At 58.1% G+C, this 23,150-nt stretch carries 19 protein-coding genes; 14 read left to right on the top strand and 5 right to left on the bottom strand.

Features of this window, described 5'->3' with window-relative positions; genetic code table 11:
• Positions 1–52 precede the first annotated feature (52 nt).
• Positions 53–934: a sigma-70 family RNA polymerase sigma factor gene (locus tag GT003_RS14670; RefSeq protein ID WP_161698954.1), complete on the bottom strand. Its 882-nt coding sequence runs from the start codon at positions 932–934 to the stop codon at positions 53–55.
• Positions 935–1,166: 232 nt separating this feature from the next.
• Here GT003_RS14670 and GT003_RS14665 point away from each other — a divergent pair, with 232 nt between their 5' ends.
• The 5 genes from GT003_RS14665 (at position 1,167) to GT003_RS14645 (ending at position 6,823) form a co-directional block, all read left to right on the top strand.
• Positions 1,167–1,535, top strand: coding sequence for a DoxX family protein (locus GT003_RS14665; RefSeq protein WP_161698952.1), 369 nt, complete (start codon positions 1,167–1,169; stop codon positions 1,533–1,535).
• Positions 1,536–1,875: 340 nt separating this feature from the next.
• On the top strand, positions 1,876–3,303 hold the full coding sequence (locus GT003_RS14660) for an ABC transporter substrate-binding protein (protein ID WP_161698950.1): 1,428 nt from the start codon (positions 1,876–1,878) through the stop codon (positions 3,301–3,303).
• Positions 3,304–3,406: 103 nt separating this feature from the next.
• Positions 3,407–4,285, top strand: coding sequence for a carbohydrate ABC transporter permease (locus GT003_RS14655; RefSeq protein WP_161698948.1), 879 nt, complete (start codon positions 3,407–3,409; stop codon positions 4,283–4,285).
• Complete coding sequence (locus GT003_RS14650; RefSeq protein ID WP_161698946.1) at positions 4,285–5,112, top strand: carbohydrate ABC transporter permease; 828 nt, start codon at positions 4,285–4,287, stop codon at positions 5,110–5,112. The genes GT003_RS14655 and GT003_RS14650 overlap by 1 nt, the downstream gene beginning before the upstream one ends.
• A 619-nt stretch (positions 5,113–5,731) precedes the next feature.
• The gene (locus tag GT003_RS14645) at positions 5,732–6,823 is read left to right on the top strand and encodes a glycoside hydrolase family 99-like domain-containing protein (protein WP_161698944.1); all 1,092 of its coding nucleotides are present in this window, start codon (positions 5,732–5,734) and stop codon (positions 6,821–6,823) included.
• Positions 6,824–6,903: 80 nt separating this feature from the next.
• Here GT003_RS14645 and GT003_RS14640 read toward each other — a convergent pair whose 3' ends face one another.
• A complete protein-coding gene (locus GT003_RS14640) occupies positions 6,904–7,458 on the bottom strand; it encodes a GNAT family N-acetyltransferase (protein ID WP_161698942.1) in 555 nt (184 codons plus the stop codon).
• A 345-nt stretch (positions 7,459–7,803) separates the two neighbouring features.
• Between GT003_RS14640 and GT003_RS14635 the strand changes: the two genes are divergently transcribed.
• The 3 genes from GT003_RS14635 to GT003_RS14625 all read left to right on the top strand — a co-directional run bounded on the left by GT003_RS14635 (position 7,804) and on the right by GT003_RS14625 (position 9,844).
• Positions 7,804–8,172: a MerR family transcriptional regulator gene (locus GT003_RS14635; RefSeq protein ID WP_161698940.1), complete on the top strand. Its 369-nt coding sequence runs from the start codon at positions 7,804–7,806 to the stop codon at positions 8,170–8,172.
• Positions 8,173–8,185: 13 nt separating this feature from the next.
• Positions 8,186–9,184, top strand: a complete 999-nt coding sequence (locus tag GT003_RS14630; RefSeq protein WP_161698938.1) for an oxidoreductase — start codon at positions 8,186–8,188, stop codon at positions 9,182–9,184.
• A gap of 234 nt (positions 9,185–9,418) precedes the next feature.
• Complete coding sequence (locus tag GT003_RS14625) at positions 9,419–9,844, top strand: universal stress protein (RefSeq protein WP_161698936.1); 426 nt, start codon at positions 9,419–9,421, stop codon at positions 9,842–9,844.
• An 82-nt stretch (positions 9,845–9,926) separates the two neighbouring features.
• Here the strand turns inward: GT003_RS14625 and GT003_RS14620 are convergent, their stop codons facing one another.
• Positions 9,927–10,754, bottom strand: a complete 828-nt coding sequence (locus GT003_RS14620; protein WP_161698934.1) for a sugar phosphate isomerase/epimerase family protein — start codon at positions 10,752–10,754, stop codon at positions 9,927–9,929.
• Positions 10,755–10,974: 220 nt separating this feature from the next.
• Positions 10,975–11,223 carry a hypothetical protein gene (locus GT003_RS14615; protein WP_161698932.1) on the bottom strand — a complete coding sequence of 83 codons (249 nt, stop codon included), beginning with the start codon at positions 11,221–11,223 and terminating at the stop codon, positions 10,975–10,977.
• Between the two features lie 36 nt (positions 11,224–11,259).
• On the opposite strand from GT003_RS14615, the gene GT003_RS14610 reads away from it, so the two are divergent.
• Positions 11,260–11,487 (top strand): hypothetical protein, encoded by a 228-nt coding sequence (locus GT003_RS14610; RefSeq protein ID WP_161698930.1) that lies wholly within the window; start codon positions 11,260–11,262, stop codon positions 11,485–11,487.
• Positions 11,488–12,030: 543 nt separating this feature from the next.
• On the opposite strand, the gene GT003_RS14605 is transcribed toward GT003_RS14610, so the two are convergent.
• On the bottom strand, positions 12,031–13,365 hold the full coding sequence (locus GT003_RS14605) for a ParB/RepB/Spo0J family partition protein (RefSeq protein WP_161698928.1): 1,335 nt from the start codon (positions 13,363–13,365) through the stop codon (positions 12,031–12,033).
• Between the two features lie 288 nt (positions 13,366–13,653).
• Between GT003_RS14605 and GT003_RS14600 the strand changes: the two genes are divergently transcribed.
• The 5 genes from GT003_RS14600 to GT003_RS14580 all read left to right on the top strand — a co-directional run bounded on the left by GT003_RS14600 (position 13,654) and on the right by GT003_RS14580 (position 22,437).
• The gene (locus tag GT003_RS14600) at positions 13,654–14,523 is read left to right on the top strand and encodes a VOC family protein (RefSeq protein ID WP_161698926.1); all 870 of its coding nucleotides are present in this window, start codon (positions 13,654–13,656) and stop codon (positions 14,521–14,523) included.
• 225 nt (positions 14,524–14,748) lie between these two features.
• Complete coding sequence (locus GT003_RS14595) at positions 14,749–16,500, top strand: ABC transporter ATP-binding protein (RefSeq protein ID WP_161698924.1); 1,752 nt, start codon at positions 14,749–14,751, stop codon at positions 16,498–16,500.
• Positions 16,501–16,510: 10 nt separating this feature from the next.
• Positions 16,511–18,352, top strand: coding sequence for an ABC transporter ATP-binding protein (locus GT003_RS14590; protein WP_161699134.1), 1,842 nt, complete (start codon positions 16,511–16,513; stop codon positions 18,350–18,352).
• Between the two features lie 72 nt (positions 18,353–18,424).
• Positions 18,425–19,099, top strand: a complete 675-nt coding sequence (locus GT003_RS14585) for a TerC family protein (protein ID WP_161698922.1) — start codon at positions 18,425–18,427, stop codon at positions 19,097–19,099.
• A gap of 635 nt (positions 19,100–19,734) precedes the next feature.
• Complete coding sequence (locus tag GT003_RS14580; RefSeq protein ID WP_161698920.1) at positions 19,735–22,437, top strand: UxaA family hydrolase; 2,703 nt, start codon at positions 19,735–19,737, stop codon at positions 22,435–22,437.
• Positions 22,438–23,150 lie beyond the last annotated feature (713 nt).

Raw genomic sequence — 23,150 nt, 5'->3', positions numbered from 1 at the left:
TGATCTCGTCCATGGCCGCCGCTTTTTCAGTGCGTTTGCCGTCCGCTCGAGACTAGCCGTGGCTTAATTCGGCCAGATCGAGCTCGCGCACGCGCGCTTGATCCGCAATCATTTCGATTTCGACGATCTTGCCGTCCGCGATCTTGATCTCGAGCACGAAGAGCGTGCGTCCGCGGCTAGCGACGATAGCGCCGACGGCTCCGTTCACGAGCAGCGCCCGAGCGCCTTGGGCGCGCCCGAGGAAACCGCGAGCCACGTCATGCGCGCCCTGCACGAGCGGCCAAGCGGCAACAGGCGGAAATGCAGGATCCTGGCGGAGCACGACATCGGGGTCCAGTACCGCCAGCAGCTTCTCGAAATCCCCTGCGCGCGAAGCGGCCAGGAAGGCATCGACAAGCTCGCGTTTCCGTTTGAATGCCTCGGATTCCGCGGTCGTCTTCGCTCCCTGCACGCGGCGCCGCGCGCGGCTTGCCAGCTGTCTGGCGGCAGCCTCGTTACGTCCGACGATCGGAGCGATCTCCGCGAAAGACAAGGCGAAGATATCGTGCAGCACGAACGCGATCCGTTCGGCGGGATTCAAATTGCCGAGAACCATCAGCATCGCAAGCCCGACGGCGTCGGCCAGCAGCGCCTCATGCTCGGGATCGCTGCCGTCCTGGGGGCCGGTGACGGGCTCGGGAACGCTCGCAAGCGAAAGCTCTTCCCGCCGCGATTTGCGGGAACGCAGCATATCCAGGCACACCCTGGAGACGATCGTCGTGAGCCATCCGCCCATATTCTCGACCGCGTCGGTATCCGTGCGGCTCAGCCGGATCCAAGACTCCTGCACGGCGTCATCCGCTTCGCTCTGCGATCCGAGCATGCGGTAGGCGACCTTCTGCAGGTGACTCCGATGCGCCTCGAATGCGTCCGCCAAATAATCGTGTTCGTGCATATGCCATTCCTCCTACGATTCCTCTTCTACTTATCTGTCGGACGAAACGCTTCCGATGTGACGGAAATTCACGAAATCAACCGGACTGCAGCATGGTTCCCTTCGAAAAAAAGAATTCGCCAAGCCGGTCACGTTTCCTTGCCGGCATCCGACAACCTTAGTATCAAGGGAAATCGGCCGCTGCGGAAGCAGGCATAACGGCTGTCCCGACAACCTAAGGGAGGCATTCCAAATGCACGTACTTTCACTTGTTCTTCAAAGCTTACTGACCGCTTACTATCTCTTCTCGGGCGGCGCCAAGATCGCGGGGGCCAAATACTGGACGGATATTTTCACCAATCTCGGACTGCCGCAGCGGCTGCGAACGATCACGGGCCTCGTTCAATTAATCGGAGCCGCCTCGTTGATCATCGGATATTGGTATGAAGGAGCCATCGGGTGGGCCGGCATTTGGCTAGGAGTGACGATGCTGGGGGCATGCCTCGCGCATGTCAGAGTCAAGGATCCGGCCGGCAAAACGGCGCCGGCGCTCGTGTTCATGGCGTTAATTCTCGTACTCACCCTCGTGAATACGGACGGCATGCTGCATCCCTTCTCATAGGAACGCGGCATGCGGATGGTTCAATGATCTCCTGCTTGATAGACGGCTCTGGGCGCATTTGCCGCAACGGGGTCGTTTTCGTATTCAAGACCTTGCATTTGATGTCGAAAGAACGCCAATTCCCATGGACAACAGCCTCCGGCGCTGTGATATCATGGCCTTAAAGCGAGAATGAATAGACGCGCTGTCCGGTCTCTTACCCCGACCAGGAATTACTAGTTAACCATTGTGGGAAGCAAATCCAACATAGAAACAGTAAAATGCAGCTATCCTTTTGCAATTATGAAAGCGCTACACTTAGGGAGCAAGGTACAAGAGACGAAAAGAGGGTGTTGTGACAATGAAGCTTAAAGGATGGTCGGCGCTCGCGAGCGTGCTGCTGCTGACAACGGTTATGTCGGCCTGCGGCTCGAACAACAACGATGGGGGCAATTCGGCTGGCACGAACAACGGAGCGGCTAACAATGGCGCGGCAAATGCCGGCACGAACGATGGAGCGGCAACGAACGACGGAGCAGCGACGAACGACGGTGCGACGAACGCGCCGGCGGCGAACGACAAGGAATTCACGATCCGCGTCGGCGCATGGTTCCTTGATGAGCGTCCTTATATGGTGCAGTTCAAGAAGGACGTCGAAGAAGCGTACGCGAAGCTGTACCCGAAGGCGAAGATCCAATGGGATGTCGTACTCGGCGCGACGTATTTCGATAAATTGAAGGCGCAGTTCGCTTCGGGCTCCGCGCCGGACGTTATTTTCTACCAAGGCGCCGATATCGCGGCATCGGGCAACCTGGCGGATCTCTCCGGCGAGCCGTGGGTAAACCGTCTGACCGACGGCGCCAAGAAAGACATGCAAACGCACAGCGGCGGCAAAACGTACGGCGTGCCGATGGGACTCTCGATCGGCGGAGGCGTATGGTACAACAAGAAAATCTTCTCCGACCTCAGCATTACGCCGCCGAAAACGGCACAAGAGCTGTTCGATGCCGCCGACAAGATCAAAGCATCCGGCAAAACGCCGATCACGCTCGGCTTCAAGGATCAATGGACGGCGCAGATGTTCTTCACGAACTGGCTGAACTCGTACACGATCGACAACCCGACGCTCGGCAAAGACGTCTATGACGGCAAGGTCAAAATCGCCGACGATGCAACGATCCAGAAGGTATACACGAACTTCGAGCAAATGAAAGAAAAAGGCTACTTCAACAAGAACGCGATCAGCATCGACTGGCCGCAATCGGGTCAAATGTTCGCTTCCGGCGAAGCGGCGATGATCGTCCAAGGTCCGTGGATGCCAGGCGCGAACGTCGACAACATTACCAAAGGCGGCTTCGACAAGTTCGATATCGGCTTCTTCCCGCTCGCAAGCGACGACGGCAAGGTGGCGATGACCCTCGGCAGCAACGAAGCGCTCGGCGTGAATGCCAAGACGGAGCTCATGCAGGAATCGAAAGACCTCGTCAACCTCATCACGACTTCGGACATCATCAGTCCGTTCATGGCAGGCGACGGCGCGCTGACTTCCTTCACGGACGTATCGGTAACCTACGCCGATCCGGCGATGAACGAGGTACAGGCAGCCGTAGACGGCAGCACGGTGCTGACGTCGCAGTTCATCAGCTACCTTCCGGCCAGCGCAGTGACGAACATGCTTGACTCGCTGACGAAAGTCGTTTCCGGCGTGAAATTCAACCCGGGCGACCTCAAAGCGGCGCAATCGAGCCTGGAGAAAGACAAAGCGACCGTCGTCCTTCCGGCGGAATAAAGCAGGGCGCTTCGCATCCCGTACAAATTCAACCAAAACCGTTCAGCCGCGATTTTTGCGGCTGAACGCGTTTTATCCCGTCATGAAGAGTAGGTGAACCTTAATGAAATTGGAACGCAAGCAATATTGGATCGCCTGCTTGTTCCTGCTGCCGGCGCTTGCGATTTTCGGCTTGTTTTTCTACTACCCGTTCCTGCAGAGCGTCTATTATTCCTTCACCCAGTGGAACGGGCTGAAAGCTCCCGTGTTTATCGGCCTCGACAATTACAAGTACATTTTCTCGGATCAGCAAATGCTCGACGGCATGAAGAACACGCTCAAGATGGTTGCGTTCGGACTCGTCGTGCAAAACCCGCTTGCCCTGCTGCTGGCGCTCTTGCTCAATCGAAAATTCCGGACGCGCGCTTTCCTGCGCACTTCCTTCTACTTGCCGATTATCATCAGCCTTGTCGTCACGTCCATCATTTGGGGGGAGCTCCTGAAGTACGACGGCTTCTTTAACGGCATCTTGAAGCCGATCATCGGCGAATCGCATATTCAAGATTGGCTCGGGACGGTCTACACTTCGTTCCCGACCATCATTCTGCTGACGCAGTGGCAGGGGATCGGTTATTGCGCGCTCATCTACCTCGCCGGCCTGCAGTCGATTCCGACGGACATTTACGAAGCGGCGGATATCGAAGGCGCGAAGGGCTTCGCGCTGTTCCGACACATCACGCTGCCGATGCTCATGCCTTCGGTCACCATCGTGCTGTTCCTGACGGTCGTCGGCGCGCTGAAGTTGTTCGACCTGCCGTACCTGCTGACCAACGGCGGTCCGGGCACCTCGTCGTACACGCTCTTCCTGGCCGTCTATAATGCCGCGTTCAAAGCGCAAAATTACGGTTACGCGACCGCCGCGGGCATCCTGCTGGCCATCTTTATCATCATCGTCACGATCGTTCAGCTCGGTATCACCCGCAAGAGGGAGGTCGAGCTGTAATGGGACTCAACAAACGTCCGTCTATCCTGCTTGAAATCGTACTGATTCTGGTCGCGCTGTCATTCCTGTTCCCGGTCTTCTTCCTCGTGGAATCCAGCTTCAAGGAACCGCGGTATTTCTTCAAGCCGTTCGCGCTGCCGCACAGCTTCTATCTGGATTACTACAAGAAAGCACTGCACGACATGGACTTCTTCCGCGGACTCTGGAATACGGTGCTGGTCATGGTCGGGGCGCTCGCTCTGGCGATCATGGTCGCTTCCATGGCCGGCTACGTCCTGTCCCGCCGGACCGAGCGGCTGTTCCGCTACGCCTATCTGTTCTTCCTGAGCGGCATGGTCATTCCGACCGTCGGCTCGCTTATCCCGCTGTTCACGCTGGCGGTCAAGCTTCATCTCATGAATACGCGGATCCTGCTCGTGCTGATCTATACGGCCGGGTTCATCCCGTTCGCGTCGTTCCTGTACGCCGCCTTCACGAAGGCGATCCCGCGCGAGCTGGAGGAATCGGCCAGCTTGGACGGCTGCGGGCCGCTGCGCCTGTTCTTCCGCATTATTTTCCCGCTGCTGCTGCCGGCGACGGGCACGTTCATCGTCACGAACGTGTACGGCATCTGGAACGACTTCCTGACGCCGCTCATCTTCCTCAATCAACCGGAGAAAATGACGCTCATGCCGCAGATCGTGCAGTTCATGTTCAACAAGCAGTCCGTCAACTACGGCCCCGTGTTCGCGGTCAGCGTACTTGCGGTCCTGCCGCTGGTCGTGCTGTTCGCCTTCACGCAGAAGTATATGCTGCGCGGACTGACGGCTGGGGCAGTCAAAGGGTAAGGGGAGCGCGCCGCGCTGGAGAGTCGTCGAGGCAGCTGCGCTTCAGGGCCGTCAGTGCCGACGAGCACTCCCGTGGTGCTCCGCACCAAAGTCGCTCTCGTTCGGCCTGCCGGCGCTTTCGCTCCGGCCTTCGCCGGGTGCCGCGCATCGCGCGTGGGGGAAGGAACGGGGCGCTTCGCGCTGGTGGCTTGGCCTGCCGGCGCTTTCGCTCCGGCCTTCGCCGGGTGCCGCGCATCGCGCGTGGGGAAAGGACGGGGCGCTTCGCGCTGGAGGCTTGGCCGCTCCGCTCCAGAGCCGTCAGTGCCAACACTTATGGCTAAGCCGCTGCGCTTGGGACCCTGCCTAGTGCAATATTGATGCTTGGCGCTTCAATTATTACGGATTCTTTAATTTTAAGTGTGCCGGTTCATTCTTGTATGAACCTCGCACGCTGCACTTTCACGCGGAGCGCGGACATGGGCGAAGGCCGAAGCGCAGGCGCCGGCATGCCGAACGAGAGCGACTTTGGTGCATGGCACCACGGGAGCGCTCGTCGGCAATGCCGCTACCGAAGCGAAGCTGCCTCGCCATTAATCAGCGCGAAGCGCAATCCACCACTTTTCAGGAGGCGAAGAAGAACATGTCCCAACCGCAGCATCCCTATGAAGTCGCGGTTTACTATTTTCCGCAATGGCATCCCGATGCGAAGAACGAAGCGAATAAGGGCGAAGGATGGACGGAGTGGCCTACGCTCCGTGCGGCGAAGCCTTTGTTTCCCGGACACGAGCAGCCGAAGGTGCCGCTATGGGGCGAGCTGGACGAGTCCGATCCCGAGGTGTCGGCGAAGCAGATCGACGCGGCCGCCGATCATGGCGTGACATCGTTTATTTATGACTGGTATTGGGATATGGGCGGCGGCGATGGTCCTTTCCTCCACCGCGCGCTGGAGGACGGTTTCCTGCAGGCGCCGAATCGGGACCGATTGCGCTTCGGCATCATGTGGGCGAATCACAACGAGGTGTCGCGCGAGCGGTTCGACGCGATGACGGATTACTTGATCATCCGTTACTTCAAGGAGCGGAATTTTCTGAAGCTGGACGGCAAACTTTACTTCTCCATTTATGAGTGCCATACGTTGATCAAAGGCTTGGGCAGCATCGAAGCGACGCGCGACGCGCTGGAATCGTTCCGCGTCAAGACGCGCGAGGCCGGCTGCGGCGAGCTGCATCTCAACTTGGTCGAGTGGGGGCTGAACGAACGGCACCGGGACATCATCGGACATCCCGCGGAGCTTGTCCGCACGCTCGGCATCGACAGCGTGACGTCGTACGTCTGGGTTCACCATGCGGAGCCCGAAGCGTTCCCGGATGCGCCGTATGCCGACTGCGCGCGGGAAGCCGCCGGGATGTGGCCGCAATTCCGCGATGCATACGGCGTGCCTTATTATCCGAACGCGACGATGGGCTGGGACCCGGGGCCGCGCTGCGATCAGGATCAGCCGCATGTCAAGGGCGAATACCCGTACATGTCGATCTTGACCGGCAACACGCCGGAGGCATTCGAAACGATGCTCGCCGAGATGAAGACGTACCTCGACGGCCAATCCGGACTCGCTACCCGCATGTTTACCATCTACGCCTGGAACGAGTGGACGGAGGGCGGATACTTGGAGCCCGATACGGTTCATGGAATGAAGTATTTGGAAGCGATTCGGAACGTGTTCGGCTCGTGATCTCGTTCTGGCCTCGAGCAAACCAATCAAACGATCAAACGACAAAAGGACAGCCGAGGCTGTCCTTTTGTCGTTTCGTTCTATGGCGAACGGTCGGCCTGCAGCGCGAATTCCTCTCTCAGCAGACCGTATACGTACTCATCGTGCCGCCGCCCATTGGTGTATATTATGCTCCGCAGCGTGCCTTCCAGCCGAAAACCGAGCTTTTCCTGCAGCTTGGCGGAGCCGTCGTTGAACGCATAGACATGCGCGACCGCCTTCTCGTAGCGCAGTTCATGAAAGAAGTACCGGAGCAGCAGCGTGACCGCCTCCGACGCATAGCCCTTCCGCCAATGCGGCCGGAATATGGCGATGCCGTATTTGAACGTACCGTTGCGGGGATCGCAGCTATGCGAATTCAGGCAGCCGATCAGCTCGCCGTCCAGCGTCTCGATCGCGAGCCGGATGCTGTCGCCGTTTTGCCCCATGAACGATTGCTGTTCGGTCCAAGCCCGCGTGCCTTCCTCCGACCTCGGAAAGTACACGGAATCGGATGAACGCGCACCTTCCGAATCCTGATCATTCTCGTGAAACTTCACCCAATCCCCCGGGACGATGGCACGCAGCCCCACGTTCTCGCCTTGCCAAATGTTCATCGGCTTCCTCCCCTTTCCATAATCAGGATAGCATAGCCGGCGAATCTCCGACTAGGCGGAACTGCGAGCGGTGCGCGCGCCCGTAATCGTTAGCGGCGAACAACGCATCCGATCAGGATAGAGGCCGTTTAAGCGCGGAATGCATATGTTCTGATCGTCGAACCCAGCGCAAGCGTTCAGCTAAGGACCGCGATTCCGCGGATGGAATCCGGTCTTTTTTTATTGGGCTCTTCGGGAATCCTAATCTTACCTATGTGCGGCAGGCTTGACCTTAACCAAGGTTCAGGTATTACGATACTGAAGCAGGACAGGCCATGCCGCCACCCAAGAAGAGGAGCGAATCAGATGGAAATCACGTACGCGATCGCGGATATTTCGGCCGAAACGGGACTAAGCATCGACGTCATCCGCTACTATGAACGAATCGGCCTGCTCCCGGCAGTGAAACGCAAGGAGAACGGACACCGGGCCTACTCGAAGTCAGATCTCGCCAGGTTCACCTTCGTCACCCATTTGAAGCGGACGCAGATGCCGTTAAAAGAAATCGAGCAGTACATCCGCTATTACAACGAGGGGAACATCGAAGCCTGCTATCGCGTGCTGCACGAGCATAAGGGCAGCATCGAGCGGCAGATCGCCGAACTGACGGATTCGCTCGGCATCCTGAATTACAAGCTGGACAATTATCAGCAGTTGATCCAACCACAAGAATAGGAGCGATGCAATCATGCCAGCCACATATACCTATACCAAGACGATTCAAGAACCGATTCCATCCGGCTTCGGAAGCGAAACGACGGCTGCGGAGGCACTGGGAAGCCGCGATCTGAGCGGTAAAATCGCGATCGTTACCGGCGGTTATTCGGGGCTCGGGCTCGAGACCGCGCGCACGCTTGCGGAAGCGGGCGCCACGGTGATCGTGCCCGCGCGCACGCCGGACAAGGCCCGGGCGGCGGTAGCGGGCATTCCGCGCGTCGAGCTCGAGACGATGGATTTGATGGATCCCGCATCGATCGACGCTTTCGCGGAGCGTTTCCTCGCGACGGGCAGGCCGCTCGATATTCTCGTGAACAGCGCAGGTATCATGGCCGTTCCGCTGACGAGGGACGCTCGCGGTTACGAGTCGCATTTTGCGGTCAACCATCTGGGCCATTTTCAATTGACGGCCAGGCTGTGGCCCGCGCTTAAGCAGGCTGGAGACGCACGCGTCGTAGCGGTATCTTCGCGGGCGCTTCGTCTGTCCGGCGTGGATTTGGCTGATTTGAATTACGAGAATCGCGAGTACGATAAATGGCTGGCCTACGGCCAATCCAAGACGGCGAACGTGCTGTTCGCGGTCGAACTGGACCGAATCGGCAGCGCGCATGGCGTGCGGGCGTTCGCGGTTCATCCGGGGACGATCATCACGGAGCTGTCCAGGCACTTGTCCGACGACGAGATGCGCGCGGCCGGGGCGCTCGACGAGCAGGGCCGCCGAACCGCGCACGACAAGAGCCGCGGATTCAAGACGGTCGAGCAGGGAGCGGCGACGAGCGTCTGGTGCGCGGCGAACGAGCAGCTGGGCGGCCGGGGCGGTGTGTACTGCGAGGATGTCGATATCGCCGCGATGGCTGCGCCGGGTTCCGATCCGTTTGGCGGCGGGGTCGTGCAATGGGCGGTCGATCCGGACATCGCACGGCGGTTATGGACGGTAAGCGAAAACATGACCGGCGTGACCTTTGAATAATTCCTCCATCGCGTATGAACAGGGAATCGTAATACGCAGCAGGGTGAATAAGAGCGGGATCCCGTTTTGGCGCAAGTTGTTTCCCTTTTCATTGTTGATGTCAGGATGCGTTCATGAATTCAGCCGATTTTGGAAATCCTATCGTTGAAATGCAGGTGAGCGCGTCCGGCCGGATTAGGAACGGTTATTTGGATGCGGGCTCACTCGCGTGAAGGACAGGAGGCTTGCAAAAGAATGTTTACCAATATCTTGGTTGCCTACGATGGATCCAATCTGTCGAAGAAGGCATTGAATAAGGCGGTCGAGTTCTTCAGGCAATCGGAGGACGCGAGGCCGTCGAAGCTGGAAATCTTGCATGTATTCCAAGAAATCGTCAGGAGCGGCCAAGTGTATTTCGTGGTCGATGAGAAGGTGGAGAAGGAGTACAACGAAAAAGTATTCGATGAGGTCAAGGCGATGATTCCGCCGGACATCCGCATGGAGTATTTCAAAGTGAACGGCGATCCGGCCAGAACGATACTCGAGCACGCGGATAAGCATGGCAACGACCTGATCGTCATGGGCAGCCGCGGTCTCGGCAAGATCCGCGAGGTCGTGCTGGGCAGCGTAAGCCATAACGTGGCTCAGCATGCGAAAGTTCCGGTACTGATTATTAAGTGACGTTATTGCCGACAAACAGCAAAGAAGGCCAGGCAGCTCGGCTGCTTGGCCTTTTTACGTGTGAAATTATCGTTGCTGCATCTTACAAATAGGGCTCCACGATGCGGCGAACGCGGTTGATGCCTTCCCACATGTCTCCGGGACCGTCGTAGATGAGCGAGATCGCGCCCTCATAGCGGCCTGCTTTCAACAGTTCCAGGCAGCGGAGGTATTCTTCCGTATCGGGCATGCCGTTCTCGTCGTACTGCGCCTTGGCGTGAATCGACACGGCATAAGGGAGAATCGCGGCAAGCTGCTCGTACTTGGTCTCGCCTTTGAAGTTGCCGAAGTCGTCGACGACGTTAAGTTTTCCCTCGAACGCATCGACGATGGCAAGCACATTTTCCGCAATAGACGTGAGCGGTTTGAAATTCTCGGTGATCACGCGGACGTTGCTGCTCTGTCCGTAGGCATGCAGCTCCTTCAGCGCTTCGATGGAACGGGCGAGGGCAGCCTTGTCGGACGGCTCGCTTTCGCCGGCGACGACGCGGATGTTCTTGGCGCCGGCCTTGGCGGCGATGTCGATCCACTCGCGGATGTAGGCGAGATCGGCCTGCCTGCGGACTTCGTCTTCGTTTGAAATATCGCCGTAATCCAGCAGGATCGTATCGAACGAGAGGCCGGCGCTTTCGAACGCGCCCCGGAGCTCGCCCAAATAGGCGTCATCCGTGGACGGGAAATGAAAATGCCCGATCTCGAGCGCGCCGAACCCTTCCTTGGCCATGTAAGCCGGCAGGTCGACGAGCTTCATCAGCTCCGGCTGCGGGGTCTCCACGAAAATATGCTTGCGGGCATCGGCATCCCACTGCGTCCAGCGCAGCGGGCCTAGATTGCGGTGCAGGCTCCAGGTGCTTAGGGATAAGTAACTCATTTCAGCGATCACGCTCCCATAAGAGTAGTCGGACAGACTGGCGAAGAACAACAGACTTATTGTAGCAAACTTGCGGCGCTTGTATAGCGAAATCAAAACGTAGACCCGATGGCGGAAACTACCCGGGAGGCCTCCGTTTATGGTTTTCCTGGAACGATCAGGTCAGCGATAGGTCGCGGCAGCTCAAGCCGGAGGCCGAGAGCTGACGGCGAAACGGCGGTTACAGATATCTTCTGCACGCTTCGCATTTCTTGACCTTCGGGTATTCACGGGCTTCGAAGAAATCGTCGGTATAAAAGTATTTGCCGTTCCGGTTCGCGTTGTCGGCGACCTTCTCGCTGAAATGCTTGAGATCGACGAAGGTACACCGAGTGGCATGCAGCTTGCGTCCCGTCGTGTCGGTAATAATAAAATATCCTTCCTTGCTTTTGTACGTTTTGAAGTCCTCGACCGTTACGATCTCAATCAACGTTGTTCAACTCCGATCCTCGGGATGGATGCATGCATGGGTGGACCATGCTTCTCTCGTTACGTCCGGGGAGCGCGGCAGCCTCCTGGCCAAGCACGCGTATGGCAAGGTCTCGAAGGTATCGCGGCGCTCGCTGCGGTCGCCATGGATAATGCGTATGCCGTCCGGCAGCTCCCGGCGGTTTTATCCACGATTATAACACGTTACGTCATGTTCACGCTGACTCGAAAGCTTCACGATGCTCGTGCCCGTTCGGTCAAGTAAAAAGATGGCCGGCTTCCTAAACCCTTCCCCATATAGTTTTCTTCGCCATCGCAAGCAAACCTCCTGTGTCCAATTCATCACGGTGGAATAATTAAGCGTTCCAGCCGGCCGCTTATTATTCCCTGGCAATTTCGGCTTTTCTCCGACGAGGTCATCCTGCAGAAGTCCGATGGGGAAACCGAGTTGAAAGGTGGCTTGCTGCGGCAAATCAGACTAAGGAGCAGTGGACAACCGCCAATTCGTCAACCATGAATATTGGCGGAAGCTCAAAAAACCGGAAATCCAATGGCGGATTTCCGGTTATTATTCGTCGAGAGTGGGCGGCTTTCGGCCTGCGGGAAGCTGGTGGAAAGCTCGAATTCGGATGCATGTCGTGCATCCGGTGCACCACATGCGGCGAAAAGCTAGTGCATCCAGTGCATCACATGCGGCGAAAAGCCCTAAATTGGAGGCATGCTCGTACCCGGTCACTGCATTCGGCGAAATGCTCGAATAGGGATGCATGTGCTGTACCCCACGTACACGACATGCCAAACTGTCGAATCATGCGTTCAACTTGGCATCCGTCACCGCTTTGACTTCGCGCCACTGCGCGAGCTGCTGCTCGAGGCCATAGATTAAGGCGTCCACGCCCGCGGCGAAGCCGGCGCTGCCCGTGCCTTGAACCTGCGCCGCTTCATAGGCGGCCAGCGCTTCCGGCGGCAGCGGCTGCACGGCCGCAAGCGTGGCCAGCAGCTGCTGCAGGCCAGCGGCCAACGGCTCCGTGCTCGCCATCTCGGCAGCCGATAGGCCAAGCGCGGCGGCTGCCGCCTCGGCGAGCGCGGTGCTTCCGGCCGACGCGTCACGGGCAGCGGCGTCAGCTGCGTCCGAACTGCTCCCGCCTAAACCCGGAGCTCCGCCGCCAGCCGCCGCGCCGCCTAAGGCGCCGACGTCCCCGGCGCCAATTGCGCCTGAGGCGCTGCCGCCAGCCACCGCAGCGTTACTGCCGCCAGCTGCGCCAACATTACCGGCGCCGCCGCTGGCTCCATTGGCCGATGCGCCGACGGCGCCAGTTCCCGCCATGTCAGCCGAAGCAGCGGCCTCCGCGGCCAACCGCGCCTTCTCGGCTTTCGCTTCCGCCGCGCGCTCGGCTTGCTCCGCTTTCAACTCCGCGGCACGCTCGCGTTCCTTCTTGTTCTGCTGCACGGTGGACCAGGTTTGCAGCAGCTCGAATCCGTTCTTGTAGAGCAGCTTGTCCTTCGTGCCGTCCGAGATTTCCTTGTCCTTGAACAGCTTGGCGATTTTCTTCACGTCGCTGACGGGCATCTCGTCGCGCGCGACGATGAGCGCGAGCGGATCGCGATGCTCGATCGGCAAATCCTTGATCGGCAGCAGCTGATCCTCGGTCAGCTTGTCCTTGCGGATCTGCGTGCCGCCGACGATAAGCTTCCGCACGGCGTTTCCGAACTTGAGCAGCTCGCATTTGTTCTTGATATACGCCTCGGGCTTGCCGAGCTTGCTCGCGAGAAACTTGAGGGAGCTGTTGAATTTGGATTCGTTCATCAGCTTGTGGAACGCCTCGGCTTCTTCGATCGGAGAGAACCCTTCGCGCGTCAGATTTTCTGCGATCTGCTCGAGGTAGATATCCATCTCGTCCGTCGCCGTCGAGACGATGCACGGAATGGTGGGCTTGCCCAGCATTTTGCTCGCTTTGTATCGGCGGTTGCCGTAGATGATTTTGTACCGGCCGTCCGGCGTTGTCCGCACCTTGATGGGCGAGAGCAGTCCGAGCTCCTCGATGCTCTTCATGAGCTCCTCGAGCGCCTCCTGGTCGAACTGGTAACGCGGTTGGTCGGTATCCTCATCGATTAAATGCAGGTCAATGTGAATAATATCCATTGGTAAGGACTCCTATCTATGGGGAAGGTGGCCAAATTCATCGAAAGAGGGCGCTAGCGGGTCCTCCGTATTATATACCACCCATTCGCGTGTGAAAATGACCCCGTAACCGCTTACGTTGAAATTGGGTTCTGCGGCGCGATGTGTTACGATCTAACTATTGGTTTACAGGCGGCAACTTTTTGCGGAGGACATCCCCATCCGGAGGCTTTTTATTGATCGGTTCGGGCAATGGCTTTCGCGCGTTGACGCGTCGCTTTACTTTAGGAGAGAAGGGGGTGTTGAGTCTTGTCGCAGGCAATCGATGCACGTACGGTCGTGGGTAACGTTCAGCTGCGGGTCAGCGATTTGGAAAGGTCGATCGGGTTCTACCGGACGGTCGTCGGACTCCGGCTGCTCTCGCGCAATGAACAAACCGCGCAATTGGGTGTACCGGGTTCAGATCGGCCATTGCTGAAATTGACGGAAATTCCAGGGGCAAAGCCTCGTCCGCGCAGATCCGGAGCAGGCCTGTACCATTTCGCGCTGCTCGTTCCGGATCGCCGGTCGCTCGGGCTGGCCTTACGCAATCTGATCGCGGCCGGGATCCATATCGGTCAGTCGGATCATCTTGTCAGCGAAGCGCTCTACCTCTCGGATCCGGACAACAACGGCATCGAGATCTACCGGGACCGTCCGCGCAGCGAATGGCAGTGGGACGCGAACGGTCATGTCCGCATGGCCGTGGATCCGCTCGACTGGGACGGCCTGCTTGCGGAGGCGGGAGACGCGCCGTGGAACGGGCTTCCCGCAGGCACGACGATGGGCCATATTCATCTGCATGTCACCGAGCTGCCGACGACGGAGCATTTCTACGTCGACGTGCTCGGCTTCGATGCGGTCGCAAGCATGGCGGATTCCGCCCTGTTTATTTCCGCCGGCGGGTATCACCACCACATCGGGCTCAATGTATGGGCGGGGGTCGGAGCGCCGCTCACGCCGCAGGACGCGCCGGGACTGGATTGCTTCGACATCGTCGTACCCACGGAAGAGGCCCAGATGTCCATCTTCGCCAAACTGCAGGCGGCAAGCGTGCCGCTTCGAACGGATCGCGGAACGATCATCGTACACGACCCATCCGGCATCCAACTTCATATCGTCGTCCGCAGCCCCGCTTAATCTCCGATGAGCGGCGCTGGAGGCGCATCGTTTCGCCTCCGGCAATCATCGGCATTGCAGGAGGCTTTTTCGGCCGCTTCGAATAAGCCAGGGGCTTGTTTCGTCTCGTCTTGGGCGATTTGAAGCCAGCGTTTCACCACAGGCACAAATGCAGCGATATGGCGCGCCATAAGCGCCTGAAGCGACAGTCTCCCCTCATCCCAACAATCGGAAAGGAGCTGCAACATGGCAAGAAAACGCGGACTGCTCATTTCGTTCATTCGATCCAAATGGTATATCTACGCCTCGGGGGTTTCCTTTACGCTCGCGGCGAATCTATTCCAGTCGTACTATCCGAAGGTGCTCGGGCAATTCACGGACCAGCTGGAGCAGCAAGGCCTGACGCAGGCGGCCGTCCTGGACGCCAGCCTGGCGCTGCTGATCATCGGTCTCGCTTACGGAATCCTGGGCGGAATCGGTCAATTCCATATTATGTACGTGGGGCGGCTCTTCGAGAAATACACGCGCAAGCGGCTGTTCAAGCATTTCACGAAGCTCGGCGAGCAGTTTTACGCCAAGAACGGCGTCGGCAAGCTGCTCAGCTACGTGATGAACGACGTGACGACCGTGCGCGAGTCGATCTCGATGGGCGTCAATCAGACGGCCAACGCGCTCATGCTCATCGTGTCCGCGATCGTCATGATGGTCCTCAGCGACATTCCGCTGTACCTCATCCTGGTCTGCATCTCGCCGCTGATCTTGATCCCGTGGATCGTCGTGAAGCTCGGTCCCAACATTCGGGCGCGCTCGCACGCCGTGCAGGAATCGCTCGGCAAGATGACGGAAGCCGCGGAGGAACAGTTCGGCGGCATTCGGGTGACGAAGAAATTCGCGGTGGAGGACATCATGAACGAGCGCTTCGGCGCCACGGTCGACGTTATCAAGGACAATCAGCTGAAGCTGGTGCGCGTCTCTTCGTTCTTCCAGGCGCTCATTCCTTTCCTTGGCGCATTGTCGTTGATTATCACGCTGGCATACGGCGGCTATCTGACGCTGGTCAACCAGATCACGCTCGGTAATTTCGTCGCGCTGACGCTCTATGTGCGGATGATGGTTAACCCGCTGCAGGCCATCGGCAACGTAATCAATACGATCCAGCGTTCCCGCGCTTCCCTGGAGCGTGTGAACGACCTGCTGAACAAGCAGCCGGAAATCGTGGAGCACGATCACGCGGTCGACGTCGATTGGTCGCATGCTCCGCTCTCCGTCCGCAACCTGTCGTTCGCCTATCCAGGCGCAGCCAAGGAAGCGCTCCGCGGCGTATCGCTCACGGTGCAGCCGGGAAAGACGCTCGGCATCATCGGCAAGACGGGCAGCGGCAAGACGACGCTCGTCAAGCTGCTGCTCCGCGTCTTCGATCCGCCTGCCGGCGCGATCGATATCGGCGGAACGCCGTTGGATCAGCTGACGCTGGAGAGCCTGCGGGGCGGCATCGCTTACGTGCCGCAGGACGGATTCCTGTTCAGCACGACAATCCGCGATAATATCGCCTTCTTCCGCCGCAGCTCCGAGCTGTCGCTCGTCGAGAAGGCCGCGGAGCAGGCCAAAATCCACGACAGCATCAAAAGCTTCCCGGACGGCTTCGAGACGAAGCTGGGCGAACGGGGCGTCACGCTCTCCGGCGGACAGCGGCAGCGGACGGCGCTCGCGCGCGGGATGCTGATGAACGCGCCCATTCTTATTCTCGACGACAGCGTAAGCGCGGTCGATGCCGTCACGGAGACGGCCATCATCGATACGATCCGGAAGGAACGCAGAGACAAGACGACGATTCTGATCGCCCACCGGATCAGCGCGATGAAGCATGCCGACGAGATCATCGTCATGGACGAAGGACGGATCGTGCAGCGCGGCACGCATGAATCGCTTCTCGGACAGAAGAACGGCATTTATGCGATGCTGCATGCGATACAGGAGGAGGGGAGCAGCGTTGGCTGAAGCGAAACCGATGGATACCGGACAACCGGCCGGAAGTTCCGACGCCGGGACGCCGAAGAAGTTCAATAACCGCTCCGCTTACAAGGGGCTGTTCAATTATGCCAAGCCGCACCGCTGGACGTTCCTCGGCGTGTTCGGCTGTATTATCGTGGCGATCGCGGCGGATTTGCTGCAGCCGTACCTGGTCAAGATCGCCATCGACGACCACCTCACGAAGGGCGACAAGAACGCGAGCACGCTCTTCCTGATCGTCGGCATTTATCTCCTGCTGTCGGTGGCAGGCTTCATATTTACTTACTTGCAGAACAATTTGCTCCAGTATGCGGGGCAAAGCATCGTCGGCTCCATTCGAAAGAATCTGTTTCGCCATATTACGAAGCAGTCGATGTCTTACTTCGACCGGGTGCCCGGCGGCAGTCTGATTACCCATGTATCGAGCGATACGGAGACGATCAACCAATTCTTCAGCCAGGTGCTGCTGAGCGTGTTCCGCGATGGATTGACGCTCGTCTTCATCATCGTGCTGATGTTCCAGCTGGACGTTCGCATGACGCTGTACTGCCTGATCCTGCTGCCGATCATCGCGCTGAACGCCATCGCGTTCCGTTCTTACATGCGCAAGACGTATCAGATGACGCGGACGAATCTGTCCCGGCTCGTGGCGTTCGTAGCGGAGAATCTCGCCGGCATGCACATCATCCAAGTGTTCCACCAAGAGAAGGAGCAGCAAAGGCAGTTTTCCGAGCGCAACCAGACGTACTTCCGTTCCAACCTGCGGGAGATTCGCACCAACGTCCTCTTCAACCGATCGTTCGACATGCTCGGCAACCTGTCGGTGGCGTTCGTCACCTGGCTCGGCGGCAATGCGGTGTTGGGCCACTCGGTGCCTTTCGGCGTCCTGTTCGCGTTCATCACGTACATCCGGCAATTCTTCCAGCCGATCAACACGATCACCCAGCAGTGGAATACGTTATTGTCCGCATCGGTGTCCATGAACCGGATCTGGTCGATCTTCGATACGGTGCCGGAGATCCAGGATAAACCGGGCGCGGCGGTAGAATTATCCGGCGTGAAGGGTCAAATCGACTTCAATGGGGTAAAATTCGCGTATACGGATGGGCAGCCGGTCATTCATCACCTCGACCTGCACGTGAGGCCCGGCGAAATGATCGGCATCGTCGGCACGACCGGCGCGGGCAAGAGCTCGCTGATCAGCCTCCTCTGCCGGTTCTACGACGTGAAGGAAGGCAGCGTCGCCATTGACGGCATCGACGTCCGCGACATGCCGCAGGAGAAGCTCCACCGGTTAATCGGTCTCGTTCAGCAGGAGCCGTATCTGTATTCCGGCAGCATCGTCGACAACGTCCGGCTGTTCGACGATACTGTCTCCCGCGAGGAAGTCATCGAAGCGTGCAGGCTCGTCGGGGCGGATGCGCTGATCGCCGGCATGAAGGAAGGCTATGATACGCTGCTGTCCGAGCGGGGAAGCGGGTTGTCCGCGGGCGAACGACAGTTGATTTCGTTTGCAAGGATCATCGTGTTCAAGCCCAAGGTGCTGATCCTGGACGAGGCGACGGCGAATCTCGACTCCCATTCCGAGCAGCTTATCCAGCGGGCGCTGGCGGTCGTCTCCGAAGGACGGACGACGCTGGTCATCGCGCATCGCTTGTCCACGATCATGGGCGCGGACCGGATTCTCGTCATGCGCCAAGGCGAAATCGTCGAGGAAGGCACGCATCGCGAGCTGCTCCAGCGGGGCGGCTATTACGAGGAGCTGTATCGGCATTCGCAGGGCCGGTCCGAAGCGACGGGAAGCCCGCTTAGCGGGAACGCCGCCATCGAAGCAGGCTAAAATAGACAACCCTGATTGAACTGTGCGATAATAAACTGCTGTCGAATTCAGGCTTCGGTAAGGAGTTAGCGTATGGAACTATTTTTACTAATCATGGAAATTTTGCTCGTCAACCTCGTATTGAGCGGCGATAACGCCGTCGTTATCGCGCTGGCCAGCCGCAATCTGCCGAAAGAACATCGTCAGAAGGCGGTATGGTGGGGCGCGATGGCCGCGGTCGGTTTGCGGATCGTGCTGACGGTGGTTGCCGTATATTTGCTCAAGGTGCCGTTCATTCAGATCGCGGGCGCGCTGATGCTGTTCTGGGTCGCCGTATCGCTGCTGAAGGACGACGGGGAGAGCAAGGACATAGAAGGCGCGCAGTCGCTCTGGAAAGCGATCCGTACGATCGTCGTGGCCGACTTCATCATGAGCCTCGATAACGTGCTTGCCATTGCGTCCATTGCGGAGAATCGGATTTGGATCATGGCGATCGGCGTCGCGCTCAGCATTCCGATTATCGTTTGGGGCAGCCAGCTGATCATGGCCGTGCTGCATAAGTTCCCGATCTTCGTCTTCCTTGGCGCGGGCATTCTGGGTTACACCGCCGGCGAGATGCTGGAGGAGAACGAAACGCTGGCGAAGGCGATCGGCAAGGTGGCGGACTGGGCGGACAGCGCGTTCCCGTTCGTCTGCGGGCTGCTCGTCATCGGCGTCGGGTATTTGCTGCAGAAGCGCGACCGTTCGCGGGTGCAGGAAGCGCATTGAGGGAAGTCAGAGGGATATCTTAGAGAACAAGAAGGCCATGCCGGAATTCCGGCATGGCCTTCGTTCTTGTCGCGTGAATTTGGCGTCTAGTCTTTCTTCTCGCTCAATCCCCCGAGTACGAAGGACCGCGAGTATAAAGAACAAGCTAGCATGGAGTAACCATCTATATCCGTACATGATCGAACTGCCGAACTGCACAGCAGACAAACCGCGTTTCTGATCACGTTGCGAGCTAACGATTGTACAGGTGGCTAATCGGCTCAAAATCCCCCTTTTAAATCGCTAATGGCTGCCAGGAGGCTTTTGCGGGATTTTCCGTGCAAATCCGGTCTCTAAACGCCAACTAACGTCTGCCATAACCGTTAGCGTTTATTTAGCCCAATTTTTGGAGGAATTGCGACGCTGACAACCGTTAGGCGCTAGGCGTCCGTTCGGATGCACGTTGAACGATCAGCTCGTTTCTAGGAAAATAGTGGCGACATCTGTATATCGTTTTGTATGACATAGTATATAATCGGATATAGACAGAGCTCGATTACGGCTCTGCTTCTATTTCAACAATCTGAAAGCGTTTACTATAGTAAACCAGATCTGAATCAGTTATCAGACAGTCATTTAATAGGAGCGTGAAATCAATGAACACCGTTTACCGATTCGATGAAGCTGCCAGACTCCCTTTGCCCGGGGACAACTGTGCCGTCGCGACCCGCCAACTGGATGCGGGCACCGTCATTCATTACGAGGGCCGGACGTTAACCCTGGATTATACCGTTATGGAGGGGCATCGTTTTGCGGTCAAGGAAATTGCTCCCGGCGAGGACCTGCTGTCTTGGGAAATGCCTTTCGGCGCGGCGATTCAAGCGATCCCGCCCGGCCACTACGTGGTCAACGACTCGGTCTTGCACGAGCTTAGCGTGCGTCAGCTGACATTCGCCCTTCCGGCGGAGCCGAACTTTGAAGACCACGTGCCTCCGTACGTGCTGGACGAAGCGGGCTTTCAGCCTGCCCCGGCAGCTCCCGCATACGCGGAGACGCGTACGTTCATGGGCTATCGCCGCTGCGAAGAACGAGGCGTCGGCACGCGCAACCATGTGGTTCTGCTCGGGACGACCTCTCGCACGGGCAGCTACGTGAAGCAGCTCGCCGCTCGTTTGCAAGGTGATTTGAAGAACTACGCCAATATCGACGGCATCGTGCCTGCGGCGCATACGGAAGGCGGCACCGAGAAGCCGAATAACTTGGATCTGCTGCTGCGGACGCTTGCCGGATTTATGGTGAATCCCAACGTCGGCGCGGTCTTGGTTGTCGATTATGGCAATGAAGCGGTAACCAATGCAATGGTGGCGTCCTATCTGCGCGAGCAAGGCTATCCCATCCATGACGTGCTGCACCGATTCGTATCGCTGCAGGGCGGTTTTGAAGCGAACCTGGCTCAAGGCGAAGCGATCGTGCGCGAATGGCTGCCTGCGGTCAATGCGATGCAGCGGACGAGCGAATCCATCAGCAACCTGAAGATCGGCCTGCAGTGCGGCGGCTCGGATGCCTTCTCGGGCATTTCGGCGAATCCGCTTCTTGGCTGGCTGTCCGAAGAATTGGTGCGGTACGGCGGCGCTGCCAGCTTGGCGGAAACCGATGAATTGATCGGTGCGGAGCCCTACGTCCTGTCGAAGGTACGCAGCGTGGAAACCGCCCGCAAGTTCCTGGAGCTGGTGAACCGTTTCCGGGAGCGGACGTCCTGGCATGGGTCGAGCGCGGAAGGCAATCCGTCCGGCGGCAACAAATACCGCGGACTCTATAACATTTATCTCAAATCCATCGGCGCGGCGCGCAAGAAGGATCCCGTCACTCGCCTCGATTATGCCACCGAGTACGGAGAACTCATGAAGGACGGCGGCTTTTATTTCATGGACAGTCCCGGCAACGACCTCGAGAGCATCGCGGGACAGGTCGCCGCTGGCTGCAATATGATTTTCTTTACGACGGGCAACGGCTCGATCACGAACTTCCCGTACGTGCCGACGGTCAAGGTCGTCACGACGACGACGCGCTTCCAATTGCTGTCCAATGATATGGATGTCAACGCGGGCCGGTATTTGGAAGGCACGGCCATGGAGGAGCTCGGTCGGGAGGTCTTCGATCTGACCCTCCAAATTGCCTCGGGCAAGCGCAGCGTCGGCGAGAAGGCGGGCCATTCCCAGGTGCAGATCTGGCGCAATTGGCAGCAAAATGACGCCACCCGGCTGGAAACGCTGCTCCATCCCCTTGTGCCGACGGGAGAGCCGATCGCCATCCAAGCGGATGCGGGCGCGGTGGAAAGGCCGATCGAATTTACCTTTTCCCGTCATCAAGACGGCCGGTCCAGCGACAATATCGGCTTGATCCTGCCCACCAGCCTGTGCGCCGGACAGGTGGCCAATATGATCACGCAGCGGCTCAACAAACAAGGTGCCGGACAGCCAGTGATTTCGCGGTTCGTGGCTTTGGCCCATACGGAAGGCTGCGGAAACTCGGGAGGTCAAGCGGAAGAGCTGTATGCGCGGACGATGATCGGTTATGCCAGCCATCCGATGGTGCGGCATTGCCTGCTGCTCGAGCATGGCTGCGAGAAAACCCACAACGATTTCATGCGGCACGAGATGGAAGAGATGGGCGTAGACGCGGGGCGTCTTGGTTTTGCCAGCATTCAGCTGGACGGCGGAATTACGAAGGTGACGCAGAAGGTCGAGGATTGGTTCGCGGACCAATTGGCAGCAGGCAGCGCGGGCGAGAATGAAACCGTCGGCCTGCAAGGACTTCGAATCGGCATCCTAAGCGATGGAGCGATCTCCGATGAGGCGGGAGAGCAGCTGGCGAAGCTGACCCAAATGATCGTGGGCGCAGGCGGCGTGGTCGTGGTGCCTCAGAACAGCGGGCTGCTGTCAGCGGCGGCTTACGGACAACGGTTAGCGCTCGGTTCCGATGTCCGGCCGTCCATTGCCTATGGCGAGCGTGTCCGCCGCCATGGCTTCCATATCATGGAGACGCCGACCGAGCATTGGGTAGAGACGATAACCGGCCTTGGCGCCACGGGCGTCGAAATCATGATCGCGCTGGTCGGCGATCGTCCGATGCAGGTGCACCCGTTCATTCCGATGCTGCAGGCGGCACCGGAATCGGCGGGGCGGCAGAACGATGACAAGGATTTGGATCTGCTGCTCGCAGGCGATCCGAGCACGTGGCCGCAGCAGATGCTCGAGCGATGCAAGCAAACGATCGAGCATCGCTATACACCGCGTCTCTTCGCGCAGGGGAACGTGGATTTCCAATTCACGCGCGGGTTTTTGGGTGTATCGTTGTAATTGGAACGGGCAGCGAGAGCCGTGAACCGGGAGACGAGCAAGCACGTTTGCTTTCAAAAATAGAAACGGGGACGACCTCGCAAGGTCTTCCCCTAGATTAAAGGGAAACCCGCGGTTTTAAACGGCGGGTTTCTATTTTTAGTTTTTGGGTTCAATCGATCTGGGATTTCAGAGGGAGAATAAGCCGATTAGAAGGGCGCGATGCATGACCGCGGAGCTCAGCAAAACCAAGCTGCCGATCGTTCAGCGTAAATGCAGGCTAAGGCCTAACGGTTGTCAGGATCGCTATTCCTCCAAATATGGGGCTAAAAAAACGCTAACGCTTCTGGCAGACGTTATTTGGCGTTTAGAGACCGGATTTGCGAGGGAAATCTCACAATAAGCCTTCTGGCAGCCGTTAGCGGTTTAAAATGGACATTTTGAGCCGATTAGCGCTCGGTACAATCGTTAGCTGCGTGTTGTCTGGGTTGATTCCCGAATGCAGGCATACGGATACTTGACTGCATCAGCAATTAGCAATCAGCATAACCAGCAATCAGCAATCAGCAATCAGCAATCAGCAACTAGCAATCAACAGCTCAATGAAGATCGCTCATTTTGATTGTCTCGACAGCCAAGGGGAGGACCTTGTACGGTTATCCCCTGTATACCCATGCATCCTTGTTTCTATCTCGCTTATCTCTGAAAATATCCTCCGCTGCAGGTGGCCGTCG

Source organism: Paenibacillus sacheonensis (genome assembly GCF_009909195.1).
Taxonomy (GTDB): domain Bacteria; phylum Bacillota; class Bacilli; order Paenibacillales; family Paenibacillaceae; genus Paenibacillus_Z; species Paenibacillus_Z sacheonensis.
The sequence above is the reverse complement of the archived record's forward strand: the minus strand, read 5'-3'. Positions and strand labels throughout refer to the sequence as shown.

Excerpts from the sequence above, each read along its gene's own strand:
- GT003_RS14670 (WP_161698954.1), bottom strand. The coding sequence starts at position 934 with ATGCACGAACACGATTATTTGGCGGACGCATTCGAGGCGCATCGGAGT.
- GT003_RS14665 (WP_161698952.1), top strand. The coding sequence starts at position 1,167 with ATGCACGTACTTTCACTTGTTCTTCAAAGCTTACTGACCGCTTACTAT.
- GT003_RS14660 (WP_161698950.1), top strand. The coding sequence starts at position 1,876 with ATGAAGCTTAAAGGATGGTCGGCGCTCGCGAGCGTGCTGCTGCTGACA.
- GT003_RS14655 (WP_161698948.1), top strand. The coding sequence starts at position 3,407 with ATGAAATTGGAACGCAAGCAATATTGGATCGCCTGCTTGTTCCTGCTG.
- GT003_RS14650 (WP_161698946.1), top strand. The coding sequence starts at position 4,285 with ATGGGACTCAACAAACGTCCGTCTATCCTGCTTGAAATCGTACTGATT.
- GT003_RS14645 (WP_161698944.1), top strand. The coding sequence starts at position 5,732 with ATGTCCCAACCGCAGCATCCCTATGAAGTCGCGGTTTACTATTTTCCG.
- GT003_RS14640 (WP_161698942.1), bottom strand. The coding sequence starts at position 7,458 with ATGAACATTTGGCAAGGCGAGAACGTGGGGCTGCGTGCCATCGTCCCG.
- GT003_RS14635 (WP_161698940.1), top strand. The coding sequence starts at position 7,804 with ATGGAAATCACGTACGCGATCGCGGATATTTCGGCCGAAACGGGACTA.
- GT003_RS14630 (WP_161698938.1), top strand. The coding sequence starts at position 8,186 with ATGCCAGCCACATATACCTATACCAAGACGATTCAAGAACCGATTCCA.
- GT003_RS14625 (WP_161698936.1), top strand. The coding sequence starts at position 9,419 with ATGTTTACCAATATCTTGGTTGCCTACGATGGATCCAATCTGTCGAAG.
- GT003_RS14620 (WP_161698934.1), bottom strand. The coding sequence starts at position 10,754 with ATGAGTTACTTATCCCTAAGCACCTGGAGCCTGCACCGCAATCTAGGC.
- GT003_RS14610 (WP_161698930.1), top strand. The coding sequence starts at position 11,260 with ATGGGTGGACCATGCTTCTCTCGTTACGTCCGGGGAGCGCGGCAGCCT.
- GT003_RS14605 (WP_161698928.1), bottom strand. The coding sequence starts at position 13,365 with ATGGATATTATTCACATTGACCTGCATTTAATCGATGAGGATACCGAC.
- GT003_RS14595 (WP_161698924.1), top strand. The coding sequence starts at position 14,749 with ATGGCAAGAAAACGCGGACTGCTCATTTCGTTCATTCGATCCAAATGG.
- GT003_RS14590 (WP_161699134.1), top strand. The coding sequence starts at position 16,511 with ATGGATACCGGACAACCGGCCGGAAGTTCCGACGCCGGGACGCCGAAG.
- GT003_RS14585 (WP_161698922.1), top strand. The coding sequence starts at position 18,425 with ATGGAACTATTTTTACTAATCATGGAAATTTTGCTCGTCAACCTCGTA.
- GT003_RS14580 (WP_161698920.1), top strand. The coding sequence starts at position 19,735 with ATGAACACCGTTTACCGATTCGATGAAGCTGCCAGACTCCCTTTGCCC.